General features: G+C 44.9%; 12 protein-coding genes. 9 read left to right on the top strand and 3 right to left on the bottom strand.

Annotated features, from left to right (window positions below; all coding sequences use genetic code 11):
- The 6 genes from RLO19_RS10285 to RLO19_RS10260 form a co-directional block, all read left to right on the top strand.
- The coding region (locus RLO19_RS10285; RefSeq protein ID WP_446356096.1) for a hypothetical protein at positions 1-238 on the top strand (238 nt) is incomplete at its 5' end.
- 94 nt (positions 239-332) lie between these two features.
- The gene (locus RLO19_RS10280; RefSeq protein ID WP_446356094.1) at positions 333-722 is read left to right on the top strand and encodes a DUF1636 family protein; all 390 of its coding nucleotides are present in this window, start codon (positions 333-335) and stop codon (positions 720-722) included.
- Between the two features lie 12 nt (positions 723-734).
- Complete coding sequence (gene cobW, locus RLO19_RS10275; RefSeq protein WP_446356092.1) at positions 735-1,769, top strand: cobalamin biosynthesis protein CobW; 1,035 nt, start codon at positions 735-737, stop codon at positions 1,767-1,769.
- A 24-nt stretch (positions 1,770-1,793) separates the two neighbouring features.
- Complete coding sequence (locus RLO19_RS10270) at positions 1,794-3,635, top strand: N-acetylmuramoyl-L-alanine amidase (protein ID WP_446356090.1); 1,842 nt, start codon at positions 1,794-1,796, stop codon at positions 3,633-3,635.
- 33 nt (positions 3,636-3,668) lie between these two features.
- Positions 3,669-3,800, top strand: a complete 132-nt coding sequence (locus RLO19_RS10265; protein WP_446356088.1) for a hypothetical protein — start codon at positions 3,669-3,671, stop codon at positions 3,798-3,800.
- A gap of 24 nt (positions 3,801-3,824) precedes the next feature.
- Positions 3,825-4,292 (top strand): DNA phosphorothioation-associated protein 4, encoded by a 468-nt coding sequence (locus RLO19_RS10260; protein ID WP_446356086.1) that lies wholly within the window; start codon positions 3,825-3,827, stop codon positions 4,290-4,292.
- Between the two features lie 213 nt (positions 4,293-4,505).
- Here RLO19_RS10260 and RLO19_RS10255 read toward each other — a convergent pair whose 3' ends face one another.
- A complete protein-coding gene (locus RLO19_RS10255; RefSeq protein WP_446356084.1) occupies positions 4,506-5,099 on the bottom strand; it encodes a Uma2 family endonuclease in 594 nt (197 codons plus the stop codon).
- Positions 5,100-5,134: 35 nt separating this feature from the next.
- Here RLO19_RS10255 and RLO19_RS10250 point away from each other — a divergent pair, with 35 nt between their 5' ends.
- Positions 5,135-6,619: a WD40 domain-containing protein gene (locus RLO19_RS10250; RefSeq protein WP_446356082.1), complete on the top strand. Its 1,485-nt coding sequence runs from the start codon at positions 5,135-5,137 to the stop codon at positions 6,617-6,619.
- 282 nt (positions 6,620-6,901) lie between these two features.
- Positions 6,902-7,381 (top strand): NC domain-containing protein, encoded by a 480-nt coding sequence (locus RLO19_RS10245; RefSeq protein WP_446356080.1) that lies wholly within the window; start codon positions 6,902-6,904, stop codon positions 7,379-7,381.
- Positions 7,382-7,847: 466 nt separating this feature from the next.
- Here the strand turns inward: RLO19_RS10245 and RLO19_RS10240 are convergent, their stop codons facing one another.
- Together RLO19_RS10240 and RLO19_RS10235 are read right to left on the bottom strand one after the other, a co-directional pair.
- Positions 7,848-8,585, bottom strand: coding sequence for a class I SAM-dependent methyltransferase (locus RLO19_RS10240; protein ID WP_446356078.1), 738 nt, complete (start codon positions 8,583-8,585; stop codon positions 7,848-7,850).
- Positions 8,586-8,724: 139 nt separating this feature from the next.
- The gene (locus RLO19_RS10235; protein WP_446356077.1) at positions 8,725-10,503 is read right to left on the bottom strand and encodes a DUF7453 family protein; all 1,779 of its coding nucleotides are present in this window, start codon (positions 10,501-10,503) and stop codon (positions 8,725-8,727) included.
- Positions 10,504-10,658: 155 nt separating this feature from the next.
- Between RLO19_RS10235 and RLO19_RS10230 the strand changes: the two genes are divergently transcribed.
- Positions 10,659-10,856 (top strand): hypothetical protein, encoded by a 198-nt coding sequence (locus RLO19_RS10230; protein ID WP_446356075.1) that lies wholly within the window; start codon positions 10,659-10,661, stop codon positions 10,854-10,856.
- Positions 10,857-11,048 lie beyond the last annotated feature (192 nt).

Below are 11,048 nucleotides of genomic sequence, written 5' to 3'. Positions count from 1 at the left end.
TAATCAACTTTTCTCGTATGCTGTTTGGGCGAAGCTTTCGCGTTGGCAGGTTGATAGAAAACCGAAACATCTGTGCGCGAATGCTGTTTGGGCGAAGCATTCGCGTTGGCAGGTTGATAGAAAACCGAAACATCTGTGCGCGAATGCTTCGCCCCTACGAATGTACGAAATGTACGAAATGTACGAATGTACGAAATGTACGAAATGTACGAAATGTATGAATGTAGGAAATGTATGAATGTAGGAAATGTACGAATGTATGAATGTAGGAAATGTATGAATGTAGGAAATGTACGAAATGTACGAATGTAAAATCAATATGTAAAATCAACATGAATCAACATACCTTATTTGTTTGTACAACCTGCGCCAGTACCTGGAAAGATGGCAAGCGCATTGGTCAAAGTGGTGGCGAAAAACTGCTAGAACCCTTGCAGGAACTCCACCAAAATTGGTCACTCCAGGATGAATTTAAACTTCAACCGGTTGAATGTATGAGTGCTTGTAGTCGCCCTTGTGCTGTTTCCTTAGCCGCACCCTCTAAATACACGTATCTATTTGGGGATTTGCCCGTAGATGTAGAGACATTACCAGAAACAGCAGCAGCTATCTTAGACTGTGCCAGTTTATACCATAGCCAACCCGACGGTTTATTGCCTTGGTCGAAACGACCTGAACCATTAAAAAAAGGCATTTTGGCACGAATTCCACCCCTATCCTGAGGTTAAATAATCATGCATAAAATTCCCGTAACTGTGATTACCGGCTTTCTCGGTTCTGGCAAAACCACCTTGGTGCGCCATTTACTACAAAACAACCAAGGACGTAAAATAGCAGTTCTGGTGAATGAGTTTGGTGAAGTGGGTATTGATGGCGAGTTATTGCGTTCCTGCCGAATTTGCGATGAGGAGGACAATCCTAACGATAATATTGTGGAACTGACAAATGGCTGCTTGTGCTGCACGGTTCAGGAAGAATTCTTCCCGACAATGCAGCAACTGTTGCAGCGGCGCGATCGCATCGATTGTATGCTGATTGAAACCTCTGGATTAGCCTTACCCAAACCCTTAGTCCAAGCCTTCCGTTGGACTCCCATTCGCAACGGTGCTACTGTGGATGGAGTAATCACAGTGGTGGATTGTCAGGCGTTAGCCGCAGGAACGTTAGTCGGTGACATTAATGCCTTAGAAGCCCAACGCCAAGCTGACCCGAATTTAGACCATGAAACCCCAATTGAGGAACTCTTTGAAGACCAATTGGCTTGTGCGGATTTAGTCTTACTGACGAAAGTTGATTTAGTCGATGAGGCGACGCTGAGGAGGATCAAAGACTGGTTACAGGATCAATTACCCACAGGCGTTAAGGTTATCCCTTGTGATCACGGACAGATTCAGCCGGAACTCTTGCTTGGTTTTAACGCCGCCGTCGAGGATAATTTAGACAATCGTCCCAGTCATCATGATACTGAAGACGACCACGACCATGATGAGGACATTAATTCAGTACAATTTATTTCTGACCAACCCTTTGAACCCCAAACCCTAATCGCCAAACTGCAACAACTCGTGCAACAGCAGGAGATTTACCGGATCAAAGGCTTTGTGTCTGTACCCAATAAACCCATGCGCCTAGTCTTGCAGGGAGTCGGCAATCGCTTCGATTCATTCTATGATCGACTGTGGCACAATGGCGAATCTCGCCAAACTCGGTTAGTGCTAATTGGACGTAAACTAGACCAGGCTGAAATTGAACAAGCAATTGGCAGTTAAACGATTAATCGTGAGGGTAGGGGAATGAGGAAAATTCAGTGGCTACTGCTACTTATTAGCTTCTGGAGTACAATTCTGGTTTCATTACCTGCACAAGCCGCTAGACTTCTGTTGTGGCGATTTGATGCAAGTCAAAATCAACTCGAATTTACGACAGATGGTACTGTTCAACCCACAGCCCAACTGATTCCGAACCCCCTGCGCCTGGTTATCGATTTACCGGGTACGACGTTGGGACGTCCCAGCGTCAGCCAGTCTGTGGGAGGAGGGATTCGCGAAATTCGGGTGGGACAGTTTGACCGCCAGACGACTCGGATTGTGGTAGAAATTGCACCGGGTTATACTATAGACCCCCAACAGATTCAGTTTCGTGGGGCGTCACCGAGACAGTGGTTTGTGCAACTACCCACGCCGCAGCTTATCACTGCACCCGCACCTCGTCCCGTAGCGCCGACAACTCCTCCCCCCCAACCCGCACCTCGTCCCACACCACCAGAACCCTCTGCTGACACAACAGAGTCAAGGGTGCAACTTGATCCGATTCAGGTGACAAGGGATGGGTTTTTTATTCGCACCAATCAAGGGGAAGCGAAAGAGATTCAGGTTCAACGGAGTCGCGATCGCGAGACAATTGAGTTTGAGGTAGAAGGAATTACTCTACCCCCAGCGTTACTGAATCAAAATGTGTCAGTAAATCGCTATGGGGTCAACCAAATTCAATTGTCCCAACCGTCGGGTTCCTCCTCCCCAACTCGCATCACCTTACGGGTGAATCGCGAGAGTCCCGACTGGCAGATGAATTATAGCTCCGTTGGGGGCTTGGTATTACTACCCAGAGGAGTTTCGGCGTCGCAGCTTGAGGGGTTATCGCCGCGACGATCTGATCGGGAACCGACGGCGGCTACGACTCTCGCCACCATTGAATCGGTGGACATCGCCCAAAATGGCACTCAATTGTTAATCCGGGCAGATCGACGGATTCGGGCGAGGGGGAATTGGGATACCAACACCAACCAGTTCCAAATTACCATCCCAGATGCTCAACTTTCGCCAGGAGTTCAAGGACCTCAGCTAGGCGTGAATAGTCCGTTATCCCAGGTGAGACTGCGCCAGCAAGATCCGCGCACGGTTGTGATTGTCATCCAACCGGATAGAAATACCCAGGTTGGGGAACTCAATCAACCCAGCGATCAACTCTTATTACTTCCCCTGCGACAGACGAGAGTCTCTTTACCGCCAACGGGTTCGCTTCCTGTACCGCCGCCAGAACGGTTACCGCCACAGATTTCACCGCCGCCGACTGTATTTCCTGGGGTTCGCAATAGTCGCGTTGTGGTGATGCTTGATCCGGGACATGGGGGTAAAGATCCTGGCGCTGTGGGGATTGGTGGCTTGCAGGAGAAAGATGTGATTTTGCCCATTTCTCTCCAGGTTGCCGCCATTTTAGAACAACAGGGTGTACAAACGATATTGACGCGATCGGATGACCGATTTATTAGCCTCAGAGGGCGAGTTCAACTGGCACAACAAACGAATGTTGACCTATTTGTCAGTATCCATGCGAATGCGATTAGCATGAGTCGTCCCGATGTGAATGGCGTGGAAACCTATTACTATAGCAATGGGCGAGGGCTAGCCGAAGCGATTCAAAACAGTTTATTACAGAGTACAGGGATGCGGAATCGCGGTGTGAAGCAAGGCAGATTTTATGTGATCCGGCAAACCTCTATGCCTTCTGCGTTAGTGGAAGTGGGTTTTGTCACCGGGGCTGAGGATGCGCCGAGACTCGCCACACCAGAATTTCGCAGCCAAATCGCCCAGGCGATCGCACGGGGTATTTTACTGTACATTCAGCAAACCCAGTAGGGTGGTGGCTGGGGAGCCGTGTAGAGACGTGCCATGGCACGTCTCTTAGCAGGGGGAGATGTAGGGGCGGGTTTTACCACTAACGGGAAGGTTTTCACCCCTATATCACTAAACCCGCCCCAACGGATTACAAACATTCTGCGACGAATGACAAATAACAAATGACAAATGTAGGAGGATGTCACGGGAATGGGTGTCAATCGCATCCGAATTGCCAAGGAGCAAGCCGATTTAGTCAAAGCGTTAACCGCATCAGCCGAGACAACCGGACCATTTCAAACATACGCTGACGTTATCGCATTTGCAGCGGCGTTGGGGGTCAAGCGCAAGAAGCGATCGCCTCTGGGAACAATTGCGAAGAAAGAACCCGCACCGATTGGGTTAGAGATATTTGTGTCGCGGGGATATGACGCGCTGATTAAACTTTTGGCGCTTGTCGAAACCAAAGATGCTAAAATTCTCTCCTCTTTTGACGCCAAAGCAGAGGAGGAACGGATTCATATTTTTGAAGAGTATGCTAATGGCGGCTTACAAATATTACGAGACGAGTTGCGGGGGGCGGTAGATTATTCGGAGCGATTACTGTTAGTTTTGAATGCACAACGGTTTAAACAAGAGGTTCCTGACGACGATTTTGATTTAAGTCGATTTCTATAACGGTTCTTCAATGCGTGAGGTGAAGCCATACAAAGGGTGCTGTAGGGGCGGGTTTTACAGATAACTTATGGCAAAAACTGATAACTTAACTAAACCCGCCCTTCTCCGGTGGCTGAAAATTAGAATAGGCAACGAGTTATGGCTTAAGTTGACACAGATGAAGGCTTGCGCCCACAGAAGGAGAAACGCTATAAAGCGGATTGAAGCAGAAATTTAAGGATTCAATATAACCGTTAAATCGAGAACAAATCCTGGTAACACATCTTCCCCTGAAAGTGTTGGCGGTTCGTCAATAGAGAAATTGATCTGTTCTACATCAACGAATGGTCGATAAATTTCCACTAGGGGCGTTTGCGGATCAATCAGCCAACCTAAACGAGCACCACTATCCCGGTACTCTAACATTTTGGCACGTAAATTTTTCAGCGAATCGCTTTCAGAACGAAGTTCGATCACAAAATCTGGACATAAGGGCGGAAAGCGTCGCCGTTGTTCAGGAGATAAGGCTTCCCATCGTTCCAGAATTACCCAGGATACATCTGGACAACGTTTGGCATTATTGGGTAATCGAAACTCAGTGGAGGAGTCAAAAACTTTTCCCAGTCTGGTTTGCTCATTCCAATTGTAAACTTTAGCGGTCAAACCCGCATTGCTAATACCACTTTCTCCACCTGTTGGGGGCATAATTATTAATTCTCCATCAGCGGTTAGTTCTAATCGCCATTGTTCATTTGCCAGACAAAGTTGATAAAATTGTTCGTCGGTTAAACCGACGGTGGGGGGTACGTTCAGAGTTAGAGTTTCCATCGCTGTGTTAGCCAACTTAATTAATTATATTATGCATGGGTACAATGGCAATGGCTGGGGGAGTGGTTGGATTAGGTGTTTATGGGTTGTATAAAGCCTGCAAACCTGAACCAGGAGAACCCATGGCAGGTGCTGTAGACGCTTTTGGGCGCATGGAAACTAAAGTGCTGGAAATGGAAGCCTATACTCAAGCACTTTTGGAATTAGATCCCATATTTGCCGAAGATAGTTGGAAACAAAAATTTGCGGATCTAGAAATTGAGGAAGAGTTAGAGGCGCTAAAGGCTAAACAGCAACAAAAAGCTAAATCAACCGCGAATTTTTCATCAGATGATCAAGTTTACAGTAATTTTGAAAAACCGGAAAATCAAGCCAAAACTATTGCCATTGAGTCTCAAGCGTCTCCGAGTTGGAAATGCGTCAACATTCTCAAAGGACATCGAGCAAAAGTTGCCGCGATCGCGATTAGCTCCGATGGACAAACTTTGGCAAGTGCAAGTGAAGATAAAACCGTTAGTCTATGGGACTTGAAAACCGGAAAACATGATTTTACCTTCTTTGGACAAGCTAAAGAAGTTTTTGCTGTGGCGATTAGCCCCCAGGGAAAAAGGCTGGTTGCAGGTGGATTTGACAATAAAATTACCAGTTGGCAGATAGACAGTAAAGCCCTGCTACGTCCCTTCTTTTATCCGAATTCCACTTACAGTCATTTAGGTTTTATTTCCTGCCTGACGTTTAGCCCGGATCAAACGATTATGGCTAGTGCAAGTGGTGATAAAACAATCCGATTGTGGAGCGAATACACTGGAGAAATTAAACGCACTCTCAATGGTCATTCAGACACAGTTTGGTCGGTTGCTATCAGTCCAGATAGTCAAACGCTGGTTAGTGGTAGTGCTGATAAAACGATTCTGGTTTGGTCTTTAAGCAGTTATAAAAAACCTCAGATTATTATCGGACATTCTAACTGGGTGACATCGGTTGCTATCAGTCCCGACGGCGAGATTATGGCAAGTGGTAGCGCTGATGGTACGGTTAAATTATGGAATCTAAAGACAGGAGAATTGCTCAAAACTCTGGATCAAAAATTAAAGGGAGTCGTTTCCGTTGCCATCAGTCCGAATGGACAACTATTGGCGAGTGCTGACAAAAATGCTGTCTATCTTTGGAATTTACACACAGGTCAATTACTTGGTACGCTTGCTGGATGTAGTCCTGTGGTTTTCGGTCCGGATGGACAAATTTTAGTCAGTGGTGGTAAAGCAGGGACAATTAAGATTTGGCGTAACCAGTTGGGTGTTGAGACTACTCCCTTTGAATCGGGATTATCGGGTGAATGGTGGGAAATTTTGGGTGTGGAAATGGACGCCGATATCAACAGGGTTAAGTTAGCATACCATCAATTAGCTCGGCAATATCACCCGGATATAAACTCCTCGGCTACTGCTATAGCCAAAATGCAAGCGATTAATCAGGCGTATGAAGCCTTTTTGCAGAAATTCAGTCAGGCTTTAAATTAATGTAGTATGGCATAAGCGGGTCGGCATTTAAACCTTAATGTCAATAATGACGAAATCATTGTAGTGCGAGCATCTTGCTCGCTACTAATACCCAATTTAAATGCATAACAGCTTATCTTATTTTTTATGAATTAGGATTCCGTCCATAAATCGTAGGGGCGCATGGCGTGCGCCCATAAAATCGGCAAATCTAATCCATCATTGTAGCTGTGTAAATCCAGTAAATGAATTGAACCGTGAATTAATTAGTCTTGAAGAAAAGTAGATTCTGGAAACACTTTCATGACAACATCTATTTATAGCTTACCCATTGAATCAACGCTGAGAATTGCTCGGCATTATTTTATTTCCTCAGATGGAACCTTCAATAATTCTATTGGCTGGGGTGCAAACGGCATTGAATACAATGGAAACGGTGCAAAATTAACTCCTGAGCAACAGAAACGAGTTAAGGAATATCCGGAAAAGTTCGGTTGCTACAATATTTACAGCAATAATTGTGAAATGTTTGCCTGGTATATCATGACCGGAAGACGTTATTCCGGTCAAACTCAAGTCAATTCCCATACCCAAATCGGAGCTAGTGTTATTTCTTTAGTCCAACCTGTTTTAACGGTTCGTGGGATGAAGTACGTCCAGCTAGAACAAGCGATTGTCAGAAAATTAAATGAAGACTTAGAAGCGGCTTTTAAATCCAAATTAGAGGCGGAACAAGCCATGAGAGATGAATTCTGGGAAAAGCGCGATGCTGGATTAATTTAAGCTTAAGCTAAGGATAAAACTGATAGTTTCCACCCTTTTCAGTAAGCCCCGACTCCCGCCAAGAACTCAAGTTCTTGGCTAAAAGCGTAAGTCCACTCAAGTGGACTAAAACTCTTATCCAGTCGTCTTTAGACGACTTTAGCTTTTAGACTTGGGTTAAAACCCAAGGCGGTTGGTGAGATTGGTGCAAGATTTAAGGGTGAGTATAGCTGTTTAATTGGGTCTTCCGGACTTACTATGCTAAACTATTAGCTTCAATGAGTTAGGAAGCTTACCAGACAAGGACTGTAGCTTTTAATCGCATCAAAACTCTCTTGAAATCCGGATGAAAATGGTTAAAGCTATTGCTGTCCAATATTCCGGCAAATACAACTAACAATTTAGCACACTAACTACGGAAGACCCGTATTGCAGCAACCAATTTTTATCGTCTCGATGAGTTGGCTTAGTTCAATAAAAGTATAAATTATTGAACTTGCATGAGATAAAAGACATAGCCATACCAATCAGAATACTTCTGATAGATTTCTATCTCTTGGAACTCATTATCAATATCCTGATTCGCTTGCGGATCATCGCTGTATTTCTGGCGTAAATCCTCGACTCTTTCCTTTAATGGAGTATAATAATTGTCCCACCAGGATGATTCAGGTAGCATAAAATGACCAATTTGGCGATAACCTGAAGCTTCTATAAGTTGGAGATTATCGTTAATTGTTTTCATGTCGGGGTAATTGGTTTGCCAAAAATGTTTTACCTCAGTTGGGGGATTTTGCTGTAACCAGCAGAGTTCGGAAACGACGAGATAGCCTCCTGTTTTGAGAAGAGTTTGCCAGGATTTAAGTCCTGTTTCAAAACCCATGATATAAATTGCCCCTTCTGACCAGAGGATGTCGAAGCTATGGGGGGCAAAGTCTAAGGAGAACATGGATTGATTGAGGGGATTAATGTTATCAGAAACGCCCTCAGCCACCGCCCGATGCTGCAATTCTTCTAAAAAGGGTTGATGAGTATCGATGGCGGTAATTTGTCCATCGGTTAGTTTGGCGAGTTCTATGGTTTGCATTCCTGGACCACAGCCGATGTCTAAAATTTTGGGTTGTGGGGGTACGTTGGTTAGTAGGGAAAAGGCTTTGCGGGTGGAAGCGTTGTCACCGGGGGCTTCTCTGGGTAGGTTTTGATGAATTTCAAAGAAAATGTTCATTGGGTGCGGGGGTACGATCTATCGGGTTTGTATCATAAATTATCACGCGATCGCACCCCCTAAGCAAATACCCTGTCCATACTATACCAGCGAGTCAGATGCCCACCAGTCACAGGGTTATTACAGGTGTTTTAAGAGTCTATTTCTGCTTGTGTCTTAAGGCTGAACCTGCCCCAATTGCACTCATTACAAGTAAGCCTAATCCTGTTGCATGTTCGGGAACTGTGGCTGGTTCAGGAAGAGTCACAAATTCGTACCTGAGATTATCCAAGGCGCGGTCTCTGCTGTTGGTCGTAAAAATTATCTCAGCACGGAGAAAAGGTACAGTACTTTCTACTCCTAAAAATCCACCCAGAAATAATGGGTCTTGTTTGGCATCACCCGAAAGCGTTCCGAGAAGGTTCTCAGCCGCATCGAAGAGTTTAACTGTAACAGCATTCGCCAAAAATTCTTGATCAATAGGAGCCTCCAAATAAAAATCATCGTATTGACTCAAGGCAAAGCCAAAACCTAGACGATTTTGGGGTTCTGGAAATATTACTGACAGTTGATTAGTCCAATGAAATCTAAGATCAGGTGGAGTGATGTTGTTGGTGTGAAGGACAGACAAACTGTCAATATAACCAAAAAATCCTATGTGAATAACTCCATCTAATTGACAACTCGGTGGCCAAGTATCCCCAAAACAAGAATAAGAATTGGGGTCTGAATCGTAGTCAATTAATGTTTCCTCTCCGGAAAAATCATCGATTTCAATGGGTTTAAGAGTTGCCGGAATCGGTTGAGCGACTGTTCCTCCCCAATCAAAGACAACAGCATTAGGATCTGGATCAGCACGGAAAATACCACTAGATCCATCAGCAAGTTCCGCAAAGAATGCGAATTGACCAGCATCGTTAAATCCTTTATTAGAGAAGCGTAAACTGGTCACGGTAGAGCCAAAGAGTGGATCACCAATAGTAATCACCTTATCAGCAACTGGGTCAGTTCCGGTAAAAATTCCGGATTCCCCAGTATCGAGTCCAGCGCCAAACGCTACATCGCCATTATTGTTGATAGCAGCATTGGAAAAGCCACTAAATAGTCCGCTAGTATCGGCAATGGTAGTGATGGAACCGTTGCTGCTGGTAAAGATACCTGCACTTCCATCATCTAGGGAAGCGGCGAAAGCAAGAGTATCCGAATCGTTAAGTGAAAGGGTACCGAAGTTACGAAATAAACCATTAGTGTCGGCTATTAAGGTAGTCGAATCCCCATTACCAGTAAAGATACCACTGCCCCAATCATCGAAATACGCCCCAAAGGCAACATTTCCCTTATTATTGAGCGCTAAAGTACCACTAAAATATTCCAATGCTCCACTTCTTTCTGCAATGGTTGTACGATTTACACCATCGCTAGTAAATACACCAAAATATAACTCGTGGAAAAATACACTGCCCTCATTGTTAATGGTAACGTCACCAAAATCGTAGGTATAGCCACTAGGACTAGGACGTTGGTTAATGGTCGTGAACCCGTCGCCGTTGGTAGTGAATAGATTATACTGCGGAAAACGGGGAGAACTTATTTGTTCCGTGAATGCCACAGTATGGCTGTCGTTTATATCCTTGAAATTAAAAGTCCCCATACGCTGGGTGATGCGGTTAAGTGATTGACCGTCGCCTGTAAAGATGACATCCCGATAATACCTATCGTCAGGGTATGAAGGCAGAGGATATTGGTCTAAGTCCAATCTCGCCTCAAATGCTACAGTCCCCTGATTGTTAATAGCGGGTAAGTTGCTAGATAAGTTATAGGGACCGCTATCATCAAAGATACGGCTAAACGTGTAAGCCTCTGCATTGCCCATTGCTAATAAGCTGAGAGTCACACCTACTGCTGTTGCTGATAAGTGATAAATTGTTGGGGGTTTCATCGGAATACCTCAAAGCAAGAATTTAACTAGAGAAGTTAGAGTAGTCCAGAGTTCGTCTATCATGAACTTTCTGTCTTTTCCAGGTACTTCCGTGCTTTTAGGATTTCCTACCTCAGGCGTAGCCATCGGTTAATAGTGTCTAGCTGGGGGAGACGATGGGAAAATACCTGGGGTTCAGCTATCTGTTTTACACGCCCGCTACAAACGCTAAAATAGAATCCCTACTCTTTATTATTCTCCCAGCACAGTTGAAAGGCTGTGAAGATTTGATGAAGACTTGGCAATTAGATGAAGCTTGTGTGAAGATGGAAGGCGGTGGGCGAGTCAATAAAAGTGATCGGTTGTCCGCTTAACTCGGATACAGAGACTCACCCCTACAGCCTCGACATTGGATATGTATTTATTTGACACTCCCCCGCTTGAAAGACGGGGGATTCTTGAGCTAATCACAGCCCTTTCGAGTTACCCCTAATTAGGTCTTACACGATTATGTCCTACCCGAAGTCAACTAGAATATCACTTAATATCTAGAACCCCTCTTCTTT

The organism is Coleofasciculus sp. G2-EDA-02 (assembly GCF_040226375.1).
Taxonomy (GTDB): Bacteria; Cyanobacteriota; Cyanobacteriia; order Cyanobacteriales; family Coleofasciculaceae; genus Coleofasciculus.
This window is presented reverse-complemented; position numbering and strand designations above follow the sequence as displayed.

Bases quoted from the DNA above. Each gene is read 5' to 3' on its own strand.
- RLO19_RS10280 (WP_446356094.1), top strand. From the start codon at position 333: ATGAATCAACATACCTTATTTGTTTGTACAACCTGCGCCAGTACCTGG.
- cobW (WP_446356092.1), top strand. From the start codon at position 735: ATGCATAAAATTCCCGTAACTGTGATTACCGGCTTTCTCGGTTCTGGC.
- RLO19_RS10270 (WP_446356090.1), top strand. From the start codon at position 1,794: ATGAGGAAAATTCAGTGGCTACTGCTACTTATTAGCTTCTGGAGTACA.
- RLO19_RS10265 (WP_446356088.1), top strand. From the start codon at position 3,669: ATGGCACGTCTCTTAGCAGGGGGAGATGTAGGGGCGGGTTTTACCACT.
- RLO19_RS10260 (WP_446356086.1), top strand. From the start codon at position 3,825: ATGGGTGTCAATCGCATCCGAATTGCCAAGGAGCAAGCCGATTTAGTC.
- RLO19_RS10255 (WP_446356084.1), bottom strand. From the start codon at position 5,099: ATGGAAACTCTAACTCTGAACGTACCCCCCACCGTCGGTTTAACCGAC.
- RLO19_RS10250 (WP_446356082.1), top strand. From the start codon at position 5,135: ATGGGTACAATGGCAATGGCTGGGGGAGTGGTTGGATTAGGTGTTTAT.
- RLO19_RS10245 (WP_446356080.1), top strand. From the start codon at position 6,902: ATGACAACATCTATTTATAGCTTACCCATTGAATCAACGCTGAGAATT.
- RLO19_RS10240 (WP_446356078.1), bottom strand. From the start codon at position 8,585: ATGAACATTTTCTTTGAAATTCATCAAAACCTACCCAGAGAAGCCCCC.
- RLO19_RS10235 (WP_446356077.1), bottom strand. From the start codon at position 10,503: ATGAAACCCCCAACAATTTATCACTTATCAGCAACAGCAGTAGGTGTG.
- RLO19_RS10230 (WP_446356075.1), top strand. From the start codon at position 10,659: ATGGGAAAATACCTGGGGTTCAGCTATCTGTTTTACACGCCCGCTACA.